The sequence below is a fragment of the Flavobacterium sp. KH_001 genome (genome assembly GCF_057840745.1).
Genome location: NZ_CM174520.1, coordinates 4903978 through 4929897, shown reverse-complemented (window position 1 = coordinate 4929897; position 25920 = coordinate 4903978). Strand labels below are relative to the sequence as shown.

The following is a 25920-nucleotide window of genomic DNA, read 5'->3' as shown; positions in this document are numbered from 1 at the left end:
TTATGACCGAAGATCTAGAAAGAATAATTGAAAAATATAGTTTTCCAAAAAGAGATGTAAATTCAGCTGTCGAAGTAATTGATATTGAATTATACTCGAAATTGAAACTTCCCGAAGATTATATCTTTTATCTTGAGAACTATCATGGAATAGATCAGTTTATTGGTGTTGAATTTATAAACCTTTGGAGTTTAGAAGAAATCATTAAAACCAATAAAAATTATAACATAGTAGAAGAATTAAATCAAACGATTGGAATTGGTTCAAATGGAAGTGGAGAATTCATTGGAATAACATTGGATCAAAACCAGAATGTCAAAATAATTCTCTCACCTTTTATTGATTTGAATAGCAAATATCATATTGAAATCGGTTCTTCTTTTACAGATTTTCTTGTTCGTTTGGATAATGGAATTGATTGGTTTTCTTAATTTTACTAAAAACTTCTTGAATTTTAAACCTGAAAAAAAATGCAGCACAAAGCCCAATCCATCAGACCATTCATAGGAGCCAAAGATTTCGAAATCTCCAGAAGTTTCTATCGCGATTTAGGTTTCAAAGAAGTTGTGTTAGATCCCAAATTTTCCGTTTTCAAAACTGGAGAAATTGCCTTTTATCTTCAGGATTATTATGCCAAAGAATGGATTGAAAACACCATGATTTTCTTAGAAGTTGATGATGTCGATCGTTATTATCAAGAACTTTTGGCTTTAAATCTAACAGAAAAATATGGAGTGAAATTAACTCCAACGCGTCATTTAGATTGGGGAAGCGAATGTTTTTTACACGATCCTTCTGGTGTATTATGGCATTTTGGGAAGTTTAAGTAAAAGAAAGTTTGCCACGAATTTCACAAATTTTCGCGAATTTTATTTTTGGATAAATATTTTTAATTAGTGTAAATTAGTGGCGAAAGCTATAAATAGAAATCAGCAAGATTAATAGTATTGCTTTTGCGCTGATACCAATCATTATAAACTAATTCGAGTTTATCAACTGTAAATTCTCCAAAATCGTAATCTCGAAATTTTTCTACAACAGCCATTAGTTTCTCCGGATTTTCTAGTTTTTCCTGAAATCTCAGAACCGTTGAATGTGCAGTTGCAATGGCATAACGGCTGTCGATGCTTTGCTGTAAAGTTGATTTTTTGAAGTTCTCACGCAATTTATCCCGTAAAACATTCAAAGATTCATCCGTTGGAAACCCCTGAATCATTATTGCGGAAGGAGAGGCTGTAACGCCTTTAAAATTGATGCTGATTTTATGTACATCAATTAAACTTTTTTGAATGATTTCGATATATTCTTCAATCCTGATATTATCCAAAGTAAAACCTTCAGAACAGGAAATAATGGACATTACCGTAATATGAATGTCTGAATTAGGATAATAGTATTGTTGGGAATCAACTTCTATTAATTCATTTAAAAACAACTGAATTTCAGCTTTGATTTCATCGCTTGGACGAATCAAAAGTGTAATTCCGAATCGGGAATCCGATGCGTCATTTATTTGATTGTCAATTTTATAATTTTCTTCTAAAATTACTTTAGAAGATGTTTTATAAAGTTGATTGTAATGTTCTTCTAAATTCATTGAGACTTATTTCTTTTTCGCTTTCTCCAAATTTTCTTTAACCCTGAATTTTACAATCTTGGTAATCAAATCAAAAGGCATTTGTTGATTTAAAGGAAATTGTACAGAACCTTTTCCTGATTTATATTGTGAAAGTTCTTCCTGAAAAGCTTCATGTCCGCTCGGCAAAGCATACAAACCAATATGATTTTTAAAGGCGGCAAAGTAAACTACAATTCCGTTTTGCTCAAAAGCCGGCATCGAATAACTGATTTTCTCGGTAGCATCCGGAGCTGCTTTTTGAATCGTCATTCTAACTTTTTCAAGAATTTCCTGAACGTCATTTGGAAAAGCACCAATGTATTCGTCAATATTTGCTGGTTTTTTGATATCCATATTTCTTTTGTTTTTTAATTTCAGGTGTGCTTCGCCAATTTGGCTTCCAGCCTCGGGTCAAGTTTCAGGTTGCTGAAGAACTTGAAACTTGAAACAAAATTAACTTTTACGCAAGTCCCTTAGGAAAACGATCCAAAACTAAATTTAATAAAATATGATGTTCTAAATACGCTTTTGCTCCGGCTAAAACCAATGTAAAGCCTTCAGTAGAATTACGAACCTGATCAATTATTTTATCTGAATCTCCTTTAAAACCTGAATTTGTTATGCTTACAAAAGTTTCATTTTCGTTTAATGGCGTGAAAACCCATTCGACCAAAGTGCTTTCTTCAGGAGTTCCCCATTCGATTACAATTTTTTTATTTTCCTGTAAAACATGGGTCGTGACGGTTAATGAAAAACCATACATTTCCCAGGTCCATTCTGTTTTTTTATCTTGTTTTAATTTGCCTGAGCCTTTTGTAAACCAGAATTTGCTTGTGATTTCCGGATCAGTAAAAGCCTGAAAAACTTCTGAAACAGGTTTTCTAATAAGCATTTCTGCTTTTGCGAATTTATTATTTTCTGGTTTCATTTTTTTAGTTGTGGATTGTGAAACTTATTTTTTCAAGGATAACTAAGTTATGAAAAAATCATTTATGTTCAATAAATTAAAAAAGAGCTTTACAATAAAGATCTTATTCTTAAAATATGGTATATCCAAAAACCAATGAAAAAGATCTGTATGTAGAAGTTTCAAAGAAGTAGCTTTCTAAGATATTTTTTTTGAAATTCATTCTAAATTCTGCACTGTATTTATTTTGGTATTTATATCCTAGGCCCATATAAAGACTACTGCTAGGTACAATTTCCATTTCATTATTTTTATATTTATTTTCTCCAAAATAAGCTGTTGAATTTACGAAATGAACAATGACATATTGGGCATTTACAAAAAACTTAGAGTTATTGTTCAAGAACATGTAATATCTCAGTCCTAAAGGGAATTCAACAGTTTTATAGTCAATTTTGCTTGTCAAATCATTTTGTGTCACTTCTGTTTCGAAATTATGATAAATAGGTTCGATGATTATAGCCCATTTGTTTTTATTGGAAGGTAAAACAAATTCAGCTTCTAGACCTAATCTAAATCCAGTCTTGTTGTCAAAATTATAAGAAGATTGGTTTGCAAGAGACAAGCTGGAATTTGTAATTCCTGGTCTTATATTAAGATTAAATAAGTCTTTCTTTTTTTTGTTTTTAAAATCAATAAATTCTGAATTGCTGCATTTATTAAATTTTATAAAAAAATCAAACAAGTCATCTTGTTTGTAATTTAGATTTTCAGCTTCTTCTATAAGCATATTGTCGCATTTTAACGCGGTCCATAATTGCTGTCTAAATTGAATGTTTTTTCCAATCTGTGTTTCCGAAATTTTGTAAGATTTATAAATTAACTGGGTAATCCGGGATGAATCAGTTTTAAAAAAGAAACGAGTTAAATTTGCGCTATTGTACTCATATAGAGTTGCTTTTCCCTCGACTAAAACTTTTAGCAGTAACATTTCATTTTTAAATATAGGATAGTTTTCATACTTCATTTCTCTGACCTCTTCAGATGAGCGGTCGATTTCTACATTAAATCGTTCGTATTTTGACTCATTATCAATTCCAAATTCTTTAATATCTTCTATGAAAATGCTTTTTAGAGAGCCTTGTTCTTCTATTTTATATAGAAGTTCTGTTGGATTATTTGCCCAATCTAGGTTTTTAATTAAACATGATATTTTATTATTGTTATTATCGACATAGTAACCTTTTTCAAATGTAATTTGCGAATAAAAAGGTATTGTAAAAAAAAGAAAAAGAAAAAGAAAAAAAGGTATTTTTTTTATCATTTGGATCTTAATTGTTTTGTAATTCTTTCATTTAGGAGAGAATAGGCTATTGTAGAAATCAATTATATTTATTTGGAAATTATTTTGAATAAAATACTATTGAGATAGTTTATATTAAAATAATTTCACAAGAGAAAGAGTTTTAAATATTTATATAAAGCTCTTTCCTTTGTTATGGTTCTTAAAATATAGAATAACCAAAAGTTAAAGCGAATAACTTATAGTTAGAATTCCATTCTCTGTAATTGTCAAGAACATTCTTGCCAAAATTGGCTCTAAATTCGACACTGTACTTTTTCTTTAATTTATATCCTAAACCAAATGTAAAGCTAGTAGTTGGCTTTAGCTCAAGAGTAGTATTTCTCTGTGTAGAATATTCAACATAAGCTTCTGAATTAATTGCGTGTTCTATAACGACTTGCCCGTTGATAAATAGACTAGAATTGCTGTTTAAAAACATATAGTATCGTACTCCAATTGGTAATTCGATTGAGCTGTATTCAATATTTCCTTTTAATTCTTCCTTTGTTTTTGAATCTAATCTGGATTTTTCTGCTTTATACCCTCCTACATAAGTCGGTTCAAAAATTAAAGCCCATTTGTTTTTATTTATTGGTAAAATAAACTCGGCTTCAAGACCAAAGCGAAAGCCAATTTTATTGTCGAAATCTCTATCGTAATCAGGTGTTGACATTGAGGGATTACTAATTGATATTACAGAAGTGGTAATTCCTGGTCTAATGTTTAGATTGAATAAATCTCTTTTTTCTTTAGATTCAAAAACGGTATATTCGGAGTTACCACATTTATTATACTTTGTGAAAAATTTCAGCAGACTACTTTTTTTGTAACTAAGTTTTTCAACGTCATTAATAGCAATATTATCACATTTTAAAGTCATCCATAATTGCTGTTTGTATTGATTGTTTTGTGCAATCTGCTCTTCAGAAGTTTTATAAGATTTATAAACCAGCTGAGTAATTGACAACGTATCTGTTTTGAAAAAATAACGCTTGGTATTGCCTGAAATATACTCAAATAAACTAGCTTTCCCCTCTAATAAAACTTTTAATAGCGCCGTCTCCTTTTTGAATTCAGGGTTTTTATCATAATTCATGTTGCTAATTACCTGAGTAGATTTGTCTATATCCACAGTAAATCGCTCGTATTTGGATTGATTGTCAATTCCGAATGCTTTTATTTGTGCTATTGAAATACTTATGGGCTGATCTTGTTCGTCTAACTTATATTGAATTTCTGTTGGATTATTGCTCCAATCAAAGTTTTTAATTAAGCAAGTTGTTTTTTTATCAGTATTGTCAACAAAATATCCTTTTTCAAATATAATTTGTGAGTACGTTTGAAAGCTTAAAAGAAAAAGTAAGCAAATAAGTAATTTATTCTTCATTCTGGGGTTTAGTTAATTAGTTTTTGAGTTTTGCGCAAATATATATGAAATATTTTTACTACAAAGAACTAATTTTGTACTCTAATTAAACTTTCTGATTATCAATCCATTTCCCAACTGTTGGAGGTGTATAATTCCTCATTTTATCTAATAAATCGGAAATAGTATCACTAACTAAAAGCATTTTTTGATTCGCTTCTTTCAACAAACCTTTTTCGACCATGTTTTCGGTTAGTTCAATTAAGGAATCATAAAACCCATTAATATTTAAAATAGCGATTGGTTTTTTATGAAGCCCTAATTGTGCCCATGTTATCATTTCAAAAAGTTCTTCCAGCGTTCCAAAACCACCCGGAAGTGCAATTACACCATCGCATAAATCATTCATTTTGGTTTTTCTTTCGTGCATGCTTTCTACCAAAATTAATTCGGTTAAACCCAGATGCGCGATTTCTTTTGATCTTAAAAAAATTGGAAGAACACCAATTGCTTTTCCTCCATTATTTAAAACTCCATCGGCTACTGCGCCCATCAAGCCTACGTTTGCGCCACCGTAAACGAGTTCTATGTGTTCTTTTGCAAATGTTTCGCCAAGTAATGTGGCTTGCTCTGTATAAATTGCTTCAGTTCCAGAACTTGAGCCGCAAAAAACAGTTATCCTTTTCATTTTTATTCTTCTTTTAATTCATATTCATAATGTAAAATGCCATCGGGAGTAGGTGGGAAATTCATCTCGTTTACTTTTGTCGCACCTAATTTTAAAACTGCTTTTTGAGAACGGAAATTTTCAGCTCCAATGTGAAAAAATACCGAATCTACATGCTGAAAAGCGTAATCAATCAATAATTTTTTATTCGATTTATTATAAAGTCCACCCCAGTATTTTCGGCCAATAAAAGTGTAACCAATCGCAATACTTGAATTTTCCGGTTTGTAATCATAGAATCGGGTAGTGCCTATTACTTCATCATTAACCGCATCCAGAATTAAAAAGCCACTTTTAGAACTCAAAGCCGCATCAAAAAAAGTTTGAAAAACTTCTTTTTTATAACGGTCTTTTATAGGATGTTGTTCCCAAAGCAAAGGATCTGAAGCTATTTCAAATAGTGCATCAAAATCGGTTTCCTTGAGGGGAACTAATTTGGTTATATTGTCTTCTAAGATTTCTGGTTGTAAATTGAATTCTTGATTTTTCATTTCTATTGTTTTTAATTTTTGCTACAGATTAAAGGATTAAATTCATTTTTTTGCTGTTGTAGGATAATTAACCACAAAGTTTGTCATTCCGAGGTACGAGGAATCCCCGCAAGTAATTCCGCACAGAAATGCGGACAATCTTTGTCGATCTACTTACGGGGATTTCTCCTTCGTCGAAATGACAAAAAAAGACGACAAATCTTTATAATTATTTATATCCTTTTAATCTGAACACAAGAAACGTTTTCCATTTTAATCTCGTTTCCAGTTTTCTTTAGCAGACCTGTTTTTTCATTTCTTTTAAAAACTACCACATTACCGGTTATTACATTGCTGGCAACAAGGAATTTTCCGCTTTCATCAAGAGCAAAAATTCTCGGATGTTTTCCTAAAGTTGATTGATAACCAATGTTTTGTAAAATACCATTTTCATCAATAGAAAAAATAGCGATGTTGTTTTCTTTTCCGCGGTTTGTAGCGTATAGAAATTTTCCATCGGGTGAAATATGAATGTCTGAACTTTCAAAACCTTTTGTAATTTTATCCGGGTGCGTATTGATGTGTTGAATTTTGTTCAATGTTCCATTATCGTATTGATACACACTAATCGCACCAGCCATTTCTTCAATACAATAACCAAATTTCTGATTCGGATGAAAAGTAAAATGTCTTGGACCGGCTTCTAAATCGGTTTTCATAAACGGATTTTTTGTTTCGACTAAAGGTTTTTTCAGAGTTTCATCAAAACGATAACAGCGTATTTTATCTGCACCTAAATCAGGTAAAAATAGATAGTCATTCTGAGGCGAAAAGACAGCCGAATGTATATGCGATCTAGTTTGCCTTTCCTTATGAGCGCTTCCGTCTGTATATTGAAAATTCTGCGCAAGCGAATCTATTTTTCCATTTTCTAATAACGGATGAACGGAAACACTTCCTTCTGTGTAATTCGCATTAACCAACCATTTACCACTTTTATGAACAGAAACATAAACCGGATTTTCGCCGCCGCTTTTGTGTTTGTTTAAAAAGGTCAGTGTTTTATTTTCAGTATTAAATTCAAAACTGCTGACATTTCCATCATTTGGCGTTTTGGTTTCGGTGCAGGCATACACATATTTTCCATTTGGAGAAACGGTTAAATACGATGGATTTATGACATTTTTTGCAGAAGTCACTTTAGTCAGTTTTCCTTTTAAAGTATCTAATTGATATATCTGAATTGATTCGGCGTTTTTATCTTTATTGTAACTGCCCAAGAAGACGTAAGTATTTTGAGAAAAAATAGCTGAAGTTGTAAGAAAGGCAAGTGTTAGAAAGATTGCTTTTAGTTTCAAAGTATTGTTTTTTGGAAATTAATTTTTTAGTTAATAATTTTTAATCTGAAGCCAAAAACGGCTAATTCTCCCTGCATGAAATCTAAATCTTCAGAGTGTTTAAATCCAAGATTCTCATACATTCTCCAGGCAGTTTGCATGGCTAAAGTGGAGTGAATGATAACTTGGTTTAAACTATTTTGAGTTGCTTTTCTAATACATTCCTGGGTCAATAGTTTACCAATTCCTTTTCCTCGTGCGTCGTTATCTACGCCTAATAATCGAAATCCAGCAGTATTTTTTTCCTTAGTTGCAATTCCGCCTGAACCGTAATATTGCATGTCATTAAAATAAACGACTGCGCCAAGAATTGTATCATTATTATCAACCGCTACTAAAAGTTCCGTTTCCGCATGGTTGGTAAAATCGCCAATATTAGCCAGCATTTTGTAATAATTAGGTTGTTCATTTTCTTTTGGAAAACCATCTAATTGCGAATAAACACTAATAAGTAATTTTCCTATTGCCTCAAATTCTGAAGGAAAGGCATTTCTAATTTTATATTGAGATTTTGTCATTTTAATTTATTCCTTTCCACCATTGTTTAAATTCCTGTTTTTCATTTTTCAATTCTACTATTTCTCCAATCTTCGGTGTAATCAACGGAATCGGATTTTCGGATAAACTATTCAATTCGGTTACTTTAATCAGAGGTTCATCCCAGGAATGCAGAGATAAAGGGAATTTTGAATTATGAACCGGAAATACTCTTTTAGCATTTAAGTCTTTCATAGCTTTTATTACATCTTCCGGTAAATTGTGAATGTATTTCCATGCCCGATTATATTGCCCATTGTCGATTAATACTATATCAAAAGGACCGTATTTCTCTCCAATTGCTGCAAAGTGAGAATCGTAACCGCTGTCGCCGCCCAAATACATTTTAAAATCTTTGGTTTCTAAAACAAACGAAGTCCAAAGTGTATTACAGCGTTTAATACTTCTGCCAGAAAAATGTCTTGAAGGAGCAGTATAAATGGTCAAATTCTGATCTAATTCTATTTTTTCATGCCAATCTTTTTCTATAATATTTTCTAAAGAAAAACCCCAAAATTCAAAATGCGAACCAACGCCAAGTGCCGTGATTATCTTTTTTATTTTTGGTTTGAGTTCCATAATGGTTTTGTAATCTAAATGATCATAATGGTCATGTGTGATTAGTAAATAATCAATTTCAGGAATATCATCGTACGTATAAATATCTGTTCCTTTAAAGGCTTTTGTAGTTCCGTAAATAGGAGAGGCGTTTCCGCTGAAAACAGGATCGATTAAAAAACGTTTGCCTTCAAGCTGAATATAGTAAGAGGAATGTCCAAACCAGATTAAAACATCCTGATTTATATCTAATTCTTTTAAATTGGTTTTTACGGAAGGAATAATATCAGATGGAATTTTTCGATCAACCTTCTTGAAAAAAAATTGATTTAAAACATCATAATAGCCATAACCTTCCGCAAGTTCAGGGGTGAAACTTTCGTTTTCGAATTTTCCATTTTTATACTGAGGAGACTTTTGTATTAAAGCCAGTCTTTCGCCAGAAGGTCGTTTTCCAAATCTTGGATGATATAAAAAATAAAAAATAACGGCTAGTAAAAGTAATATTAGTGTAAGGATCATGTTTTTTTATTTAGAAGGATATAATTTTTGTAAATATTCAACTGAAGCTGAAGTCATTTCTTTTAGAATTTCTACATTAATATCGCTTAGTTTTTTGATGTAAATACAACCTTTCGCAGCTCTATGTTTTCCTAATTTAGAAAGTAAATCTTCTCTGTTTTCTTCAGACAAATAAACATAAAGCGAAATAGCCGCCTTTCTTGGCGAGAACCCTGCAAGAGGCGCGTCTCCTTCGTGTCCACTAGCATATTTGTAATGATAACTTCCAAAACCAATAATACTGGGGCCCCACATTTTGGGTTCAAAACCGGTTTCTTTCTGCATTATTGTGACAAGTTCAAAAGCGTCATTTCTTTTTGCTTCATCCTCTACAAAAGTGTTGATAAAATCTGTAACACTGGTTTCTGTTTCTGCAGTTTTATTTTTTGCCATGATTTATTTTTTTGGATGAACTAAATCGCTTTTTAATAAAATATCTTTGATTTTTCTTTCAGAAGCGTAAAACAAATTTGAATCTTCATTCATCTGATTCTCAATAACAATTAAACTCACATCACTTTCCGGGAAATACAAATTAACAGAAGAAAATCCATCACCTAAACCTGTATGACCAAGATATTTTACTGTGTCTTTTTCAATAGTTCGAATGCTGTAACCGTAACCTTCTTTTTCTTTTCCAAAGAAATTATGCTGTGATAATACTGATGGTTTAACGATTGATTGATACGATTCCGGTTTTAGAATTTTTCCTTTATGAAAATTATCGTTCCAGATTGCTAAATCTTGTACCGTCGAAATAATTCCATCAGCACCCAAATTTTCAGGTGTTATAAGGGATTTTTTAACAGCTTCATAGGTGTTTTTATTATTTATATATCCAGTAGTCAAATTTTGAATTTTATCCTGATTATAAGCAAAAGTATGCTTCATCTTAAGTTTCTTGAAAAGTTCATTGACCACTTCGCTGTAACTTTTATTTGTAGTGTGCTCAACAATTTGACCAAGAAGACTGTAGCTCATATTTCCGTAATGAAAATTAGTTCCGGGCTTAAATTCAAGAGGTTTATTAATGTCCACAATTCCGTGTGTGTGATTTAAAAGTTGATGAACCGTAACAGAATCTGCCCATGTTTGGGTAAGCTCAGGAAGGTATTTTTTGACTGGATCTTGTAAATTAATTTTTCCTTTCTCGACTTCTAATAAAATCAAAACAGCAGCAATTAACTTGCTATTCGACATAATTTCAAATTGGCTGTTGATTGTTAAAGGTTTCTTAGTTTCAAAATTGGCAAAGCCTTGTGCCTTTTCGTATTTTGTTTTTCCGTTTTGAGCAATCAGAATTACACCATTAAATTTAGGATCAGCAACTTTGATTAAGCTGTCTATTTTGGCAGCATAATTATCTTTTTTTTGAGCAAAAGAATTACAGTTAGAAAATAGAAAAACGAGAGAAAGCAAAGAAGAGAATCGGGTAATGGCGTTCATTAAGAATAGTTGGTTTTAGTTTATTTGTTTCAAGTTTCAAGTTTCAGGTTTCAACCTCAGTCTCAGTTTTCAGCAGTGCAAACTGTCAAACGAGATTGCGACTGAACTTTTTTTAAAAAACTCCGTTTTCGTTAATTGTTTCTTTTGGAATCGGTTGTCCTAAATCCCAAAGTTCTACTATTTTATCTGCTTCAAATCTAAAAATATGTACGACGGCCGTTCCTAGGTCAGTTGAATTCTGTTTAACACAGGAATGTACCGCAACCAAATCGCCATCTCGTAAAGCGTGATGAATTTTGAAAATCTTATTCGGATTTTTTCTGGAAGATTCTTCCATGGCTATCATCAAAGTATTGGCATCACCTTTAAAATAAGCATTATGATGCTTAAAATTCTCGCCTATATAAAGCCGGAAAGCTTCATGTGAATGCCCATTTGCAGAGAGTTTTAAAAATTCCTGGGCAATATATTTCTTAGTCATGACTCTAAAATTAAAAACAAACTAAGTTATGAAATTTAGAGGTATGTTTTCAAGGAAATAAAGCTACAGAAAGGAAGTTTTTTATAAATCTTCCGATTTGATTTTAGAAGTGTCAATACCCAATTTTTCAAATTCTTTTTGACCTAATTCGGTAATGTAAAAATGTTTATCAGAGGATTTATTTTTGGCAATCCAGCCTTTATCTACAAAGGTTTCTGCAAGCAATTGACCGAGTTTCCCACCAATATGTTCGTAACACATTTTTGCCGGTTTTATGGGAGTCGATTTCTCATTCATTTTTTTTAGAATTAAATTTCTAAGCTCTTCTTTTAACCAGTTTAATTGCCAGATAAGCCATTGGAATATAAGCAAAAATTAAATCTACAACCGTAAACCACATTGGCGAAGGCAAAGAACAAACGCTCACAATGCCGCCTAACAAAAAGAAAGCCCCAATAATTAAACCGAGTTTTGTTCTATGATTAAATGCAATTAAAGACGTTGTAAGGGCGCCGGCAAAGGTTCCGATGGCATGTGCCAAAAAAGGGAAAAGAAAATGTTTTGGTTCAAACAAATGCATCGTTTTTTGCAAACCTTCCATAGTGGTATTATCCGCTCCGTCTGGGGGAGGAATAATAGAACCGCTCATTAAAATAATACTCATGTTAACAATGCTTCCAACAATAAGGCCAGCAATAACGGCCAAAGTATTTTTTAAAATGGGATTCATAAATTTTGGTTTTTAGTTGGACTAATTTATGAAAAATATCATTAGCAAAAAGAACCAAATCTATTATTTCAGGAGACTAATTACTTCGCACTCAGTTTTTTTTCGTTTTCTGTCTGCGGTTTGTCTTTACCGTTGGGCAGACCTTTTCCGGTAGTAATTAGTTTTTTTAAACTGTTCTGAATGTAATTGGTCCACGAATCTTTGCAAATATCAAAACACTCATAATCTGGAACCAATCCTACATGCGTAAATCGAAGCTCGGTTTTTCCATCTTTTTCCGAGATCTCAAAAGTGGGTTTTGTACCCGTCCATTCCGTTTCGTCTTCGGTGAATTTGAAGTAGTTTTGCTCCACCAGCCAAACAATTTTCTCATTCTGAATCACCTCAATCAATTTGACTTTGCAGCGATGTATATCTTCATAATGATAATCAAATTCATCGTTCAATTGGGCTGTATGGCCATCAATTTGTTCAGACCACCATCCTCGAACGTTAGTAACAGCATTAAAAACTTCTTCTGGAGATTGGTCAACTATAAGGGTCGTGGTAAAATCTTGCACACTCATTTTGTGTAGTTTAGAAAGTTAGATAACAAATTTACAATCTAAAAATCAATATGTTAGGGTGTTTGCAAGACAATTGTAAGGGGTGAATCAGACAAGTTTAGATTTTAGATTTTAGATTTTTGGAATTTATCCCGAGACTTCGGGATTGGAATTTGGAATTTTTTAATTTGGAATTTTAAATATCAGGAGCAGAAGATTCATTTTCAAAAGAACCACCAGTCCCGCTGTCCGCTATATTCCCAATTAACAAAAACTACGGCTAAAAAGCCTTGTTTTTCTAAATCGGGAGATACCGCTCCCATCGGGGCTATATTAGAAGTTTAGTTTTTTTAAGAAATAAAAAATCATTCCCTTATAATATCCATCCTGCTTATTTTTTGGTCTTGTATTTCAAAAATAACGACTTGTTCTTTTTTTTCCTTAATTCCATTTCGTCCGTAAACATATTCATGAACGATTGCTTTATTAGTAAAGTAAATGGTTTTTATAAAATTGGCATTCAAATCCGGAGATTGCTCGAAGAGTTTGACAAACATTTCCTCACATTCTTTTTTGCCATTAATTACTAATTCATGATCTGAAAAAGTATAAATCTTAGTATCATCTGTATAAAGAGACATCATCTTTACAATGTCTTTGTTGTTAAAGGCTGACATTTGTCTGTCAATGATTTCTTGTATTGTCATTTTAGTTTAATTGAATTAATCTTTGCGAACCTTGCTGTTAAATTAAATTTTATTATCAGTTCTTCTCAGCAGCCCAATCAATAAATTAATTATAAAAATTGGGATCCCTACAAAAGTTATAATAAATAATTCTAAAACTAAAGTTATATTTATAACTTGATCTTTATAATTGAGTAAAGGAAAATTAGGGTCAATTACAAACAATTTATCATCTAGAAAAATAATTAACCAATAGATTATAAAACTTCCAATCACAATAGTAGAATGAATTATAGTTAAAGGTTTTATAAGCTGCTTTTGAGGTAGTTTTTCAAATAGCCAGTAGAGTAGTCCAGTCAAAAAGTAAGTAGTAAACAAAACTAATGTACAATCATAATTGGATATCACATAATAGGTATCATGAACATTAATGTCCAGAATTGAATTGGGATCAGTACTTCGATACATTCCTATCAATAAAATAAGAATCGAAACAATTAAAAATAAGTGGTGGGCTTTTATTTTTTTAAGGATCATACGTTGTTTTAATTGTAAGAAATTGCAGATAAATACGAAAATAACAATTTTATATTCACTGCAATAATAACTACAAAACTTATTTTAATAAAGTAAAAACTATATCTGCGTAAGTACGTTTAAATCTGCAAAATCTGTGTCCAACTTAATCGCAATATTTACGAATCCTATCAACAACTTCTTCAATTTCAATAAAATGCTTCGCCATCGCTTTCTCCAATTCCAATGTTCCTCCTAAAATCAACATTTCTTTATTTTCAAAACGTTTTCCAAGTCGGTCTTCCAGCATAATGGTCTCCATACTCTGCGCCATATTTATTTCTCTCAAAAAATCATTTGGATGCCCGGCTGTACATATCACAAGTCCAAACGGAATGGTTTTCATACTTTGCGAAGTTTCATTTTGCCCATAAGCATATCCAACAGAATAAACCCTGTCAAACCAGCCTTTGAGTTTAGCAGGACAATCGCTCCACCAAACCGGATAAAGAAATATAATGCAATCCGCTTTTTCGATTTTGGCATGCTCATCCAAAACATCATTAGAAATAGGAAGTTCTGTTTTCGCAAAACCTTCTCTTTCATACTCTTGCTCGGACATATCACTCTGAAAATTCATCGCGTATAAATCCGAGACTTCAAGATTCCAGTTTTGCTTTGAAATTTGAGATTTCAAATGTTCCATAACCTGAAAAGTATAAGACTTTTTACTTGGATGTGCGTAGATGATTAAAATATTCATAAGTGATTATCAAAGTTAGGATAATGAATTCTGTATACTATCAAACGAAAATACAAATTAAAACTAGATTAAAGATAACGAAGTAAAAAATCAAATTCAGAATAAATAATGTAATGTTTTACTTAAAACAATATTATTTTTTGTGATTTGTAGGTCATTGTAAAGTTAATTCTTATTTTTAACCATCTACAAATTCAATTCACTTATGAAGAAAACATTTTGCGCCGCAGTATTACTGTTAAGTACTTCTTTTTCTGTTTTTGCACAATTAAAAACACCATCAGAGTTTATTCCCAATTATGGAAAACAAATCAGTTACTATCATCAGGTAGAAGATTATTTTAAATATCTGACAGAACAATCTCAGTTCATTAAAAAACAGAAATACGGAGCAACAAACGAACAGCGCGATCTGAATGTTTATTATATCTCAACTCCGGAAAACCTTTCCAATCTGGAACAAATAAGAAACAACAATTTAGCAGCAATAGGTTTATCAGGAAACAAAACCACAACCGTCGATGATAAAATAATTGTATGGCTAAGTTTCAACGTTCACGGAAATGAATTTGCCGGAACCGAAAGTGCTATGACAGTTGCTTATGAGCTTTTGAATCCATCAAATGAAGCTACCAAACAATGGCTTAAAAACACCATTGTAATTTTAGATCCGTGTATCAATCCTGACGGTTATTCACGTTACGGAAACTGGCTTAGAGAAATTACAGGCAAGAAAAATCACCCGGGTTTATATGATAGAGAACATATGGAAGTTTGGCCGGGCGGACGTTACAATCACTATCTTTTTGATTTAAACAGAGATTGGGCATGGCAAACACAAATCGAATCGCAGCAACGTATTAAATTATACAATCAATGGATGCCGCAAGTACATACTGATGTACACGAAATGAGTTACAATTCACCCTATTTTTTTCCACCTGCAGCAGAACCTTTGCATGAATTTATAGAACAATACCAAAAAGATTTTTACAATGTTTTGGGTAAAAATATTTCGCAAAAATTCGACAAGCAAAACTGGATGTACAATACCAGAGAGCGTTTCGATTTGTTTTATCCTAGTTACGGCGATACCTATCCAACATACAACGGTGCAGTTGGACTAACATTAGAACAGGGCGGAATAGGAGCAGGTCGTGAAATAACAATGGAAAACGGTACTAATGTAACAATCAAAGATCGATTAACACATCACGCAGCAGCAGTTTTGACGGTTGTAGAAAGTGCCGCTTCACAAAAAGACGTTCTCTTAAAAGGATTCAGGGATTTTCATACCAATGCGCGAATAAAAGCGAAAGGGGTTTATAATACTTATGTTTTAAAAGCAAACCCAAAACTGGATCAGTTGGCAGAAATGCTGAAGAAAAATGATATTGAATTCAGTTATGCAGATGCTTCAGGCAGCGCATCAGGTTTTCATTATCAAAACAAAAAAAATGAAAGTTTTAAAATCGAACCAAATGATTTAATTATAAAAGCAGATCAGCCGAGATCAGTTCTGGCACAGGTTTTATTTGAACCGAATCAAAAACTAAACGATAGCTTATCTTACGATATCACGGCCTGGGCTTTGCCATTGGCATATGGAGTTGAAGGTTATGCGGTAAAAAATAACCTTTCCGTTAAAACAAAAGCGAAAATAGAAACAGCTGCAAAAACGCTTCCAGCCAGCGTTTATGCATTTTATGTGCCATGGAATAACAGAACTTCAGCGCAGGTAATTTCATTATTACATCAAGGCGGAATAAAAGTGCGTTCTGCTATGAAAAAAGCGGTTTTCGGAACCATGACGATCGAACCGGGAGGCTTAATTATTAGCCGCGCCGATAATCCAAAAATAGCCGATTTTGAGAAAACAGTTTCGGATATTATCAAAATTAAAACAGACTATAGTTTTATCACAACCGGATTTTCAACCAATTCGAAAGATATTGGTGGGGAGAATTTCGTATTGCTAAAAGCACCAAAAATCCTGATGTTATCAGGTAAAGGAATTGTTTCAACCGAGTTTGGTGCGACCTGGCATTATCTCGATGAAACTATAAGTTATCCCGTTAGTATTGTCGAAACAGCCAATTTCAACAGAGTTAAATTATACAATTACAACACTTTAATTCTTAATGACGGTTCCTATGATTTTTCAGACGATCAGAAAAAACAAATAGACGAATGGGTTAAAAGTGGCGGGAAAGTAATCGCGATGAGCAGCGCTATTTCGTTATTTCAAGATCGCGAGGGCTATGCTTTGAGTTTGTTTGCAAGCAAAGAAGACAAAGAAAAATCAGAGAAAGAAGAAAAGGAAATCGAACTTAAAAAACGCTTTTTAGACTTCGAAGGATCAGAGCGAAGAGAGATTTCAGGAACAATTCCGGGCGCGATTATTGAAAACAAATTAGATAAAACCTACCCAATGGCTTTTGGTTTGGGTAATACTTATTTCAGTCTTAAAACCAACGAAAGATCGTATTCCCTTTTAAAAAGCGCCATCAATGTGGCCTATATTCCAAAAGGATTTGTCAGTTATGGTTTCGTTGGACATACAATTAGCAAAAAACTCAATGAGACGGTAAGTTTTGCGGTAGATAAAAGAGGAGACGGAAGTGTAATCTATATGATGGACAATCCGCTCTTCAGAGGCTTCTGGGAAAACGGAATACTGTTATTCAGCAATTCATTGTTTCTTGTCAACTAATAAAAAAAAGCTCTTCAAATTTATATCTGAAGAGCTTTTTTTTATTTAGAAGCAGAAGATTTCATTTTCAAAAGTGCGTTCAGTCCCGCTGTCCCCTATATTCCCAATTAACAAAAACTACGGCTAAAAAGCCTTGTTTTTCTAAATCGGGAGATACCGCTCCCATCGGGGCTAGAGAAGAGATTTGTTTTTCAAAAAGTACTTATTCCCATTCCCAGTTGGATTTCTTCAACAGGAACAGTCGTTTTGATGGCTTTTGTTTTTTATTGTAATAATATAAAGTTTTTTCACTTCAAAGCCTTAGATTCGTTCTCCAACATCTTTTCGATATTAAAGTAAATACCATCCACTTTGTATTTCCCTTTTTCGAAACTTAGATAATCGCAATTACCAACTAAAGCCTGGGATTTACTTTCGATTTCAAAAACATTAAGCATTAGATATTCATGTTCAACAAGTATAACATGAAACCCGGTTTCACACTGTTTTCCGTCTCCTGTCGAAAAAATGGCATTTAGAATGTTGTGGAATTTTAACGAGGCCATTTTAGCAGCTTCTTCATCTCCTTTTAAGTGATAGATGTAACTTAGAAAATTTAGCTGCTTTAAATCAAAAGGGAAATCACTTAGGGAATGATTGGCTAACTTGATGATTTCATCATAATCCTTGGTGTCGAGCTGTTCTTTGCTGTAAAATTCACGAAGTTTTTTTTCGTCTGGAGATCTCCAGAACGCATTGTATTTTGGTTGAAAAACATAACCAAGATATAAATGCTGGTAATCCTCAGTGGTTAAAAGCGTATCATTTTTCACTAGTCTTTCCATTAATTTCGGATAATAGTAAGAAGAGTTTTTGTCTTTAATTTCTTTTTCGATCGCTTTATAATCTGGAATTTTAAAAGCAGGTTCCTGAGAGAAAGCATGTACTCCCATAAATAATAGGACTAAGATGAAAATTTTTCTGATCATAGGTTATAATTTAGTTTGTGGTTTTTGGTAAAACTAAAGTACAAATTAATACTCATGTTTTCCATTGTAAGAAAAATAGAATAGTAAAAGATTTGAATTATGATAAGTGTTTTATTTTTAGCCAATTAAAAGCAAAAGAAACTAGCTAGTTTATTTTATTTAATTGTTATGATTTCTGAGATCAAAGAGCCGTCTTGTGTATAGCCTTGAACTGAAAAAAGATAGCCTTGTAATTGTTTATTTTGTTTAATTTTAATGAAAGTTTCGCCGTCATTTTTGATTACTAAATCTGGTTTCCAGTCAATTTCAAACCAATTAGAATATTTATTTTCGTCGAAATCGTAGATTGGAGCATAGTATTTTTTTTCTCGATCAAATCCGTCGGTCACAAGATATTCTGCAAAAAGTTCTATGATGTCTTTTTGGTAATTTTCTGAAGTGAAAACCTGAAAAATTTTATTGCCTCGAACAGGCTGAACTAAAATATTGTCTATTTCATTTATTTGCAAGGAAACACTTGAAAGCTCGTTTGAAGTAATATGTTTTCCGTCAATATACAAAAGAGCTTCCTTATTTATACCGGTCTCTAAGTGAGTTTCAATGCCATTCCATTTTACCAATTTAGTATCCTGGTCAAAATTCAAAAAGTACATTAAATCTTTATTCTTAAAATGATCTGCTATTGGTAAATTGTAATATTTTCCAATGTCAAAAACTAACGGTTTGTATTTTCGAATAATTTGTTTTCGTTCCGTATACGTTTTGTTTTTTGAGGTAATACTTATTTCATCGAGTTTTATTGAACCTGAAGTATGTAGTTCAGTCCACAAATCAGAATTTAAGACTGAATCTGTTGTTTTACTTTTTTCTATTTTGAAATTAAAAAAAGGAGATGATTGAACAGTATCCAAATGAAGATTTTCGGGTTTAATGGCCTCGTTTTGATTTTTTATAAATGAAATTTTCATGTGATCTCCTTTGTAAATTAAGAGATTATTAAAGCTGAAATCTTTTTTGTCGTTTAGAAATATTTTGTCAATGATCAAATTGTCTTTTGTCATTAAGGCTAGCTGATTAGTTGGTTTAGGAAAAACATTTCCTTTTATTTTAAATCCAGCCTCAAAATCATATTGGTAAGGAGGGTTTAAATCTGTTACCATTTCTTTCACAGAAAACTGGGTCCATCCTTGGGTGAGTAGCAGTAAATCAAGATGTTCATTTCTTTTTTGATTATCTTTCTTAAAATAGTAACCAGGATTTTCAATATGTCCTTTTACAAATGGCGATAATAAAAAAGCACTTTTAATAGTAATAGTTTCAGCGTAATTAGCGGCATTTATTGGTAGCACTGATAAACTTAAATTGGCTTGTAAACTTTTGTCTGTCTTAATTTTATAAGAGATAGAATCGTTCTCTAAATTATTTTTTTCTATCGTAAGGTTAACTGTTTTTCCTATGTCTTCCTTATAAAATTTACGCTCTGCAATAGGTTGATTGTCTTTGAATAACGTAATTGTGTTAACGCCTTCGAAGAAGTTTTTTTTGTCGAATTCGAAAATGGTGTTTTGAGTTTTTAAATCTGGAATCTCGACATAATCAATAATTTGATTGCGTTGGTGAAATAAGATTTTGTAATTGCTTTTGGATGTCGTACTGCGGTTAGTTTTAATGATTAATTTTAAAATGTCCGAATTGTTGTTGTCAATATTCAGGAGTATGCCGTTTTTTTGAGCAGCGGGAAGATTTGCTTTAAACAACGTGTCATTCGTTTTAATTAAGGCGGTATAGTTTTCGTTCAGGTCATAGAAAAAATGGCACTTTGACATTCCGGAATGTTCACTTTTGAAACTTGCAATTTCCTGATTTTTTTGATTAATAATTTTTCCCGAAAAATCATGTCCCTTACCATTAAGTAATGATTTTATGCCTATTACGTTTTCAGCTCCTTCTAATAAATAGCCACCTTCTGGAAAAAGTTGAACATCATAATTGTTTTTGCCCTTACTTTCTTTTGATACAAGTTTGTTTATAATGTTGATTTTCTGAAAAAAGCGATGATCTACTCCAAAATTCCTCATGTAATTTGTAGAAGCCAATAGGTAATAAGTACCATTTTTTAAAGTATCATTCAATACAAACTGTCCTTTCCCAATACCTTTATTTATAAAAATATTTTGGTCTTGAATTGTTTTTCCGTCGGCATTCAAAAGAGAAACATGAAGACGGCTTGTTTGATTGGATGGCTTGTTTTTTATGTCACTTACATAGGCTTTGAACCAAATAATATCGTCGGCGAAATAAGAAGTTTTATTAAGATGAAGAAATACTTTTTCAAAATACAATTGGTTTTTTTGCAAGGGTAGAATTACAGTTTCTTCAAATGTTGTTTTTGATAAAGTGTCTGTTTTTATTTTTTCTGAAGGACTTTTTATTCTTGTGTTTTCTTGTGAAAATGAAAAACTGCAAGAAAGTAGTAAAATTGATGCTATCAGAAAGTGTAGTTTTATCTGTATCGTATTCTTGGATTTCGATGAAAAAGAGTTACTCATAAAAGGTGTTTTCAAAAATAAAACCTTCATTTTTTAGGGTTCAATGAAGCGGTTCTTAATTTTGGAGTTATTATATTAAAGTTTTGGTTATTTCAAAATATTATTTTAATCGTAACAAAACTCCTTTTCGCTTGACGATGTTTTTATAATCCCATTGTATTTCTCTTGCTTTATTGAGCCAGCGTTTTAAATCTTCTTCATTGATTTGTTCCGATGAAGTATAGCGAAATTCAGCTGCTTTAAAAGAACCCTCGTTTGAAAGTTTTTCTTCGTCAAAAGATTGCCCGCTCCAAAAGAGTAAACGAACATTATTTTTTAATTTACTATAACCAACAATCGGATTCCCGTCTAAAAACCAAACAGGGTGGGCGTGCCATATTTTGTTCTCTGCATCTGGCAGATGTTCGTTAATTATTATGGCAAGTTGATTACAAATTTCTTTGTCTGAATCACTTTGTAAATTGTTATAATCTTTTACGGCTGCATTCATCTTGACAACTTTTAAGTTTTACAATTTTTTTTTCTCAATGTTGAAATTACTGCTATTAGCTAAATTAATCTTTTTTTTATTGCTAAAAATTAAGAAAAAATAAGTTCTTATGAAAACCGGACTGCGTGAGGGATAGGAGCAGGCTACCGAAGTAGCGTGGATAGCCCGACAGCATCACGATAAGAGGGCGTATAGGCTCAAAGTAATTTTGCCCTCTTATCGTGATGGTGGCACGCCCAAATAAAAAATCCAACTTGCTTTCACAAATCGGATTTTGTTCTGAAATTCTATGTAGTGTATTTATTCTACAAATTCTAATATATCGCCGGGTTGGCATTCTAAGACCTTACAAATTGCTTCGAGAGTACTAAAACGTATTGCTTTTGCCTTACCGGTTTTTAGGATCGAAAGGTTAGAAAGGGTTAGATCTACTTTTTCTGAAAGTTCGTTTAATGACATTTTTCTTTTGGCCATCATCACATCTAAGTTTACTATTATTGGCATAGTTAGATTGTTAATTCGTTTTCTTTTTGTAATTCTATTCCTTTTGCAAAAAGCTGTGAGATGAAGTATAAGATTCCGGCAAAAAATAAAAAGGCATCACCATGTCCAATATGATCCGTTAAGTGCGACAGGTTCATTCCCATAGCGGTGAATTTTCCTGAATAAGAAACCGTTATGTTACTGAAAACACCAATTAATAAAGAGAAACCGCTCATTTTCTGGATCAATTTTCCAATTGTTTCATGAAATGGACTAACGTAATTAATTTTTAAGAAAATTTGAATAACGGCATAAAAAAGCAATGCTTCGAATATAGTAATTGTTGTAATGCAGAAAACCATAATGGAGTAATCTACAACGTCATAAGCTTTTAATTGGGACAAATCTAAACCCAATGACAGGTTTTTTGCTCCGACCTCATTGATAAACATGCTTACTCCGTAAGAGCACAATAGTGAACCCGCTTTTATACAAAGTCCAATAAAAACAATCCAAGAAACGACATTCAGGAGTTTTAAAATGTAAGTTGAATTTTTTGACATGATTTTTGATTTTAAATAAATGTATAGCAAATATAAATAAAAATTTATTGTTTATCAATAAATTTTTGTTCAAAAAATATTTAAGAGATCTTATAGTAGCTTTACATTCTTTTTATTTCAAAAAAAATCCGACATGTTTTTACAAATCGGATTTTGATATTTTATTTACAGTTAACTTACAACTGAATTACTTTTCCTGTATGTACATCATAGCGCATAGAAACGATTTTTACCTGATGCTCTTTTACAATGGGATTGTCTTGAATCAATTTTACAGAATGCTCAATATTAGCATTAATCGCCCCTAAATAATTAGTAGCTTTTGGAGTTGCTTTATCGGCATCAATTTCTTCTTTTTCCTGTGAAATTGTTTCTATAATGTTGTCAATATGGTTGAAATGTTTTTTGTACGAACCATCTTTATCATTGATATAAGCTTTGATAGCACCACATTCAGTATGACCTAAAACAACAATTAATTTGGTCTGTAAATGCTCTACAGCATATTCGATACTTCCCATATCAATATCCGAAATAAGGTTTCCGGCATTTCGAATTACAAATAAATCACCAATTCCCTGATCAAATATGATTTCAGGGGAAACACGACTGTCCGAACATGTTATTACAACAGCAAAAGGTTTCTGACTGTCCTGATTGGCTAAGACAGTTCTTTTGTTCTGGCGTGGGTGTGCTGATTTCCCACTTAAAAACCTTTGATTACCTTCTGTTAATTGTTCAAAAGAAGTTAAAATTTTCTCTTCAACTGTTTTGTGTTTTTTACAGCTTATTATAGAAAAAGCGATTAAGACAAGTATTGCAATTTTTGTTTTCATTTTACGAATTTTTAAAATTATTTGTTATTTAAAGAACCGCGCAAAATTATCTTGCTTTTACCTGGAAATTATCCACAAGAAGTTTTTATTGTATCAATTAAATTTATTTTTTAGACGAGTTAAAAGTAGTTGTAATATTGGTTATGAATTCTCTTGTATAATGCCCGGAAGTATCCAAATCTGGATCTAAAATGGTTATTTCGAGTCCGCTTAATTTTTCACTTTGAAATAAATAGGAGGTAAGCTCGTTAAATTCTTCGTAATTAAGTCCATCTGGTGTTCGGCTGTCAACACATGGCATTACAGCATCATTTAAAACATCGACATCTATATGAAGCCAAAAGCCATCTAGGTTCTTACTTTGAATTTCTGAACGAAAAGAATTGACACAATTTTTAATGCCTTGTTTTCGTAACATAGCAAGACTTAAATAAGTCGCAGACGAATTCCGAATTTCATTTTCGTATTCGTCATCATATTCACGATTGCCTACGCACCAAAGATTTTCTTCTTTTATATAAGGAGATAAATTAAGGATATTAGTTAATTTCTCGTGTCCGTTTCCGGTCACGATTGACGCTGCCATTCCACCAACTCCTCCCGTTTCAGATAAAGAAACATCCATAAAATCGGTATGGCCGTCAAGATAGAATAAACCGTAATTTCCTTTTTGTTTTAAAGCAATTGCTGATCCTAATAGAATACTGCAATCACCGCCTAATATAAAAGGGAATTTATTTTGAGTCAATAAATTATTTATTAAATAGGCTTGTTCGCGCGCATATTCAACTAAAGAATTTGCATTGAGAATTTGGGTTTCATTATCCTTACTATTGGAATATTTTGGAGGATCAAGCCGTATAATGTCTTTATGTGGAATGAATTTATGCAAATTGTTTTTCCATAACCAGTCTGGTAATTTTTTTACGCCGGGTTCTTTTCCGGGTTGAGGTTCTTTTAAACCCAGATTTGATGGAAATTCAACAATGTATACTTCTTTCATAACAATTTTATTTATTGTAAAGTTATAAAAATAAATAGGTTTGTTTTTGATGAAGAATTAAATACAAAACAAAAAATCCGACTTGCTTTCACAAATCGGATTTTTAAATTGAAAATTATATGTAACCGTAAAACGGTTTGTATTATAAGTGAATTACTTCGCCGTATGCATCAGCAACAGCTTCCATAACAGCCTCACTCATTGTTGGGTGAGGGTGGATGGATTTTAAGATTTCATGACCTGTAGTTTCTAGTTTACGAGCTACAACTGCTTCAGCAATCATATCTGTAACACCAGCACCAATCATGTGGCATCCTAACCATTCTCCGTATTTTGCATCAAAGATTACTTTTACGAATCCATCTGGAGTTCCGGCAGCTTTAGCTTTTCCTGAAGCTGAGAAAGGGAATTTACCAATTTTTAATTCGTATCCTTTTTCTTTAGCTTGTTTTTCAGTTAAACCAACAGAAGCGATTTCAGGAGTTGCGTAAGTACAACCAGGAACGTTTCCGTAATCGATTGGGTCTACGTGTAAACCAGCAATTTTTTCTACACAGTTGATTCCTTCAGCAGAAGCTACGTGAGCCAAAGCTTGTCCTGGAGTAACGTCTCCAATAGCGTAGTAACCAGGAATGTTAGTTGCGTTGTAAGCGTTTACTAAGATTTTATCTCTGTCAACAGCAATTCCAACTTCTTCTAAACCGATGTTTTCAATGTTTGTTTTGATTCCAACAGCAGAAAGTACAATATCAGCCTCAAGAACTTCTTCTCCTTTTGCAGTTTTAACAAATGCTTTTACTCCTGCACCAGTTGTATCAATACGCTCAACAGATGAGTTAGTCATTACTTTAATTCCGGCTTTTTTCAAAGAACGCTCAAATTGTTTTGAGATATCTTCGTCTTCTACAGGAACAACGTTTGGCATAAATTCTACAATAGTAACTTCCGTTCCCATTGAGTTGTAAAAGTGAGCAAATTCAACTCCAATAGCTCCAGAACCTACAATAATCATAGATTTTGGCTGCGTTGGTAATGTCATTGCCTGACGGTATCCAATAACTTTTACTCCATCCTGAGGTAAGTTTGGTAACTCACGAGAGCGAGCTCCAGTGGCAATAATGATATGGTCAGCACTGTATTCAGTAACTTTATTATCTTTATCTGTAACGTCAAGTTTTTTACCTGGTTTTAGTTTTCCAAAACCTTCAATAACGTCAATTTTGTTTTTTTTCATTAAGAACTGAACTCCTTTGCTCATTCCTTCAGCAACACCACGGCTACGTTGTACAACTGCAGGGAAATCTTTATCGAATTCAGAAACTTTTAATCCGTAGTCTGAAGCGTGTTTTAAGTAATCAAAAACCTGAGCTGATTTTAATAATGCTTTAGTTGGGATACATCCCCAGTTCAAACATACACCACCAAGGTTTTCTTTTTCAACTACAGCTACTTTAAAGCCTAATTGTGAAGCTCTAATCGCTGTTACATATCCGCCAGGACCACTTCCTAAAACAATAACGTCGTATTTCATTTTTTTGGTTTTTAGTATTTATAACCGAAAATGAGGTTTATAATTCCGAAACTCACTCTTCGATTCTTCTTTTGTTATTTGTGATTGCGAATTTAAGGATTTATTTTAAAAAACACTTTAAAATTTATTTT

The 25920-nt window shown here is 32.4% G+C and carries 29 protein-coding genes; 3 read left to right on the top strand and 26 right to left on the bottom strand.

What is annotated here, in order from left to right; genetic code table 11:
- Positions 1-2: 2 nt before the first annotated feature.
- Both AC3ITQ_RS20895 and AC3ITQ_RS20890 read left to right on the top strand, forming a co-directional pair.
- Complete coding sequence (locus AC3ITQ_RS20895) at positions 3-431, top strand: SMI1/KNR4 family protein (RefSeq protein ID WP_489236024.1); 429 nt, start codon at positions 3-5, stop codon at positions 429-431.
- Between the two features lie 39 nt (positions 432-470).
- Positions 471-830, top strand: a complete 360-nt coding sequence (locus AC3ITQ_RS20890) for a VOC family protein (RefSeq protein WP_489236023.1) — start codon at positions 471-473, stop codon at positions 828-830.
- Between the two features lie 86 nt (positions 831-916).
- Here the strand turns inward: AC3ITQ_RS20890 and AC3ITQ_RS20885 are convergent, their stop codons facing one another.
- From AC3ITQ_RS20885 to AC3ITQ_RS20800, 18 genes are all read right to left on the bottom strand, one after another.
- The gene (locus AC3ITQ_RS20885) at positions 917-1597 is read right to left on the bottom strand and encodes a 2'-5' RNA ligase family protein (RefSeq protein ID WP_489236022.1); all 681 of its coding nucleotides are present in this window, start codon (positions 1595-1597) and stop codon (positions 917-919) included.
- 6 nt (positions 1598-1603) lie between these two features.
- Positions 1604-1972: an iron chaperone gene (locus AC3ITQ_RS20880; RefSeq protein WP_489236021.1), complete on the bottom strand. Its 369-nt coding sequence runs from the start codon at positions 1970-1972 to the stop codon at positions 1604-1606.
- Between the two features lie 106 nt (positions 1973-2078).
- Entirely contained in the window at positions 2079-2546 is a 468-nt protein-coding gene (locus AC3ITQ_RS20875) for an SRPBCC family protein (RefSeq protein ID WP_489236020.1), read from the bottom strand.
- 109 nt (positions 2547-2655) lie between these two features.
- Positions 2656-3849: a porin family protein gene (locus AC3ITQ_RS20870; protein WP_489236019.1), complete on the bottom strand. Its 1194-nt coding sequence runs from the start codon at positions 3847-3849 to the stop codon at positions 2656-2658.
- A 181-nt stretch (positions 3850-4030) separates the two neighbouring features.
- Positions 4031-5257, bottom strand: coding sequence for a tRNA modification GTPase (locus AC3ITQ_RS20865; protein ID WP_489236018.1), 1227 nt, complete (start codon positions 5255-5257; stop codon positions 4031-4033).
- Between the two features lie 85 nt (positions 5258-5342).
- A complete protein-coding gene (locus AC3ITQ_RS20860; protein WP_489236017.1) occupies positions 5343-5924 on the bottom strand; it encodes an LOG family protein in 582 nt (193 codons plus the stop codon).
- Between the two features lie 2 nt (positions 5925-5926).
- Positions 5927-6454, bottom strand: coding sequence for a GNAT family N-acetyltransferase (locus AC3ITQ_RS20855; protein ID WP_489236016.1), 528 nt, complete (start codon positions 6452-6454; stop codon positions 5927-5929).
- 212 nt (positions 6455-6666) lie between these two features.
- Positions 6667-7791 carry a lactonase family protein gene (locus AC3ITQ_RS20850; protein ID WP_489236015.1) on the bottom strand — a complete coding sequence of 375 codons (1125 nt, stop codon included), beginning with the start codon at positions 7789-7791 and terminating at the stop codon, positions 6667-6669.
- A 26-nt stretch (positions 7792-7817) separates the two neighbouring features.
- Entirely contained in the window at positions 7818-8348 is a 531-nt protein-coding gene (locus tag AC3ITQ_RS20845; protein WP_489236014.1) for a GNAT family N-acetyltransferase, read from the bottom strand.
- Between the two features lies 1 nt (position 8349).
- On the bottom strand, positions 8350-9447 hold the full coding sequence (locus AC3ITQ_RS20840; protein WP_489236013.1) for an MBL fold metallo-hydrolase: 1098 nt from the start codon (positions 9445-9447) through the stop codon (positions 8350-8352).
- Positions 9448-9453: 6 nt separating this feature from the next.
- Positions 9454-9879: a DUF1801 domain-containing protein gene (locus tag AC3ITQ_RS20835; protein WP_489236012.1), complete on the bottom strand. Its 426-nt coding sequence runs from the start codon at positions 9877-9879 to the stop codon at positions 9454-9456.
- Positions 9880-9882: 3 nt separating this feature from the next.
- On the bottom strand, positions 9883-10932 hold the full coding sequence (locus tag AC3ITQ_RS20830; RefSeq protein WP_489236011.1) for a serine hydrolase domain-containing protein: 1050 nt from the start codon (positions 10930-10932) through the stop codon (positions 9883-9885).
- 112 nt (positions 10933-11044) lie between these two features.
- Entirely contained in the window at positions 11045-11413 is a 369-nt protein-coding gene (locus AC3ITQ_RS20825) for a nuclear transport factor 2 family protein (RefSeq protein ID WP_489236010.1), read from the bottom strand.
- Positions 11414-11494: 81 nt separating this feature from the next.
- Positions 11495-11710 (bottom strand): ArsR family transcriptional regulator, encoded by a 216-nt coding sequence (locus AC3ITQ_RS20820; RefSeq protein ID WP_489236009.1) that lies wholly within the window; start codon positions 11708-11710, stop codon positions 11495-11497.
- Positions 11711-11729: 19 nt separating this feature from the next.
- Positions 11730-12143 (bottom strand): hypothetical protein, encoded by a 414-nt coding sequence (locus AC3ITQ_RS20815; RefSeq protein ID WP_489236008.1) that lies wholly within the window; start codon positions 12141-12143, stop codon positions 11730-11732.
- An 80-nt stretch (positions 12144-12223) separates the two neighbouring features.
- The gene (locus AC3ITQ_RS20810; RefSeq protein ID WP_489236007.1) at positions 12224-12709 is read right to left on the bottom strand and encodes an SRPBCC family protein; all 486 of its coding nucleotides are present in this window, start codon (positions 12707-12709) and stop codon (positions 12224-12226) included.
- Between the two features lie 344 nt (positions 12710-13053).
- Entirely contained in the window at positions 13054-13395 is a 342-nt protein-coding gene (locus AC3ITQ_RS20805; RefSeq protein WP_489236006.1) for a nuclear transport factor 2 family protein, read from the bottom strand.
- A 661-nt stretch (positions 13396-14056) separates the two neighbouring features.
- Positions 14057-14653 carry an NAD(P)H-dependent oxidoreductase gene (locus AC3ITQ_RS20800; protein WP_489236005.1) on the bottom strand — a complete coding sequence of 199 codons (597 nt, stop codon included), beginning with the start codon at positions 14651-14653 and terminating at the stop codon, positions 14057-14059.
- Positions 14654-14858: 205 nt separating this feature from the next.
- Between AC3ITQ_RS20800 and AC3ITQ_RS20795 the strand changes: the two genes are divergently transcribed.
- Positions 14859-17366: a M14 family zinc carboxypeptidase gene (locus AC3ITQ_RS20795; protein WP_489236004.1), complete on the top strand. Its 2508-nt coding sequence runs from the start codon at positions 14859-14861 to the stop codon at positions 17364-17366.
- Positions 17367-17653: 287 nt separating this feature from the next.
- Here the strand turns inward: AC3ITQ_RS20795 and AC3ITQ_RS20790 are convergent, their stop codons facing one another.
- From AC3ITQ_RS20790 to lpdA, 8 genes are all read right to left on the bottom strand, one after another.
- Entirely contained in the window at positions 17654-18334 is a 681-nt protein-coding gene (locus tag AC3ITQ_RS20790; RefSeq protein WP_489236003.1) for a DUF4919 domain-containing protein, read from the bottom strand.
- Positions 18335-18489: 155 nt separating this feature from the next.
- Positions 18490-20883, bottom strand: a complete 2394-nt coding sequence (locus tag AC3ITQ_RS20785; protein WP_489236002.1) for a hypothetical protein — start codon at positions 20881-20883, stop codon at positions 18490-18492.
- Between the two features lie 100 nt (positions 20884-20983).
- Positions 20984-21373 carry a DUF1801 domain-containing protein gene (locus tag AC3ITQ_RS20780; protein ID WP_489236001.1) on the bottom strand — a complete coding sequence of 130 codons (390 nt, stop codon included), beginning with the start codon at positions 21371-21373 and terminating at the stop codon, positions 20984-20986.
- 300 nt (positions 21374-21673) lie between these two features.
- On the bottom strand, positions 21674-21877 hold the full coding sequence (locus tag AC3ITQ_RS20775) for a helix-turn-helix domain-containing protein (protein WP_489236000.1): 204 nt from the start codon (positions 21875-21877) through the stop codon (positions 21674-21676).
- Between the two features lie 2 nt (positions 21878-21879).
- Positions 21880-22419 carry a hypothetical protein gene (locus tag AC3ITQ_RS20770; protein ID WP_489235999.1) on the bottom strand — a complete coding sequence of 180 codons (540 nt, stop codon included), beginning with the start codon at positions 22417-22419 and terminating at the stop codon, positions 21880-21882.
- Positions 22420-22595: 176 nt separating this feature from the next.
- Positions 22596-23255, bottom strand: a complete 660-nt coding sequence (locus AC3ITQ_RS20765) for a carbonic anhydrase (RefSeq protein WP_489235998.1) — start codon at positions 23253-23255, stop codon at positions 22596-22598.
- 103 nt (positions 23256-23358) lie between these two features.
- A complete protein-coding gene (locus tag AC3ITQ_RS20760) occupies positions 23359-24258 on the bottom strand; it encodes an arginase family protein (RefSeq protein ID WP_489235997.1) in 900 nt (299 codons plus the stop codon).
- Between the two features lie 142 nt (positions 24259-24400).
- Positions 24401-25789, bottom strand: a complete 1389-nt coding sequence (lpdA, locus tag AC3ITQ_RS20755) for a dihydrolipoyl dehydrogenase (RefSeq protein ID WP_070907207.1) — start codon at positions 25787-25789, stop codon at positions 24401-24403.
- Positions 25790-25920: the final 131 nt, after the last annotated feature.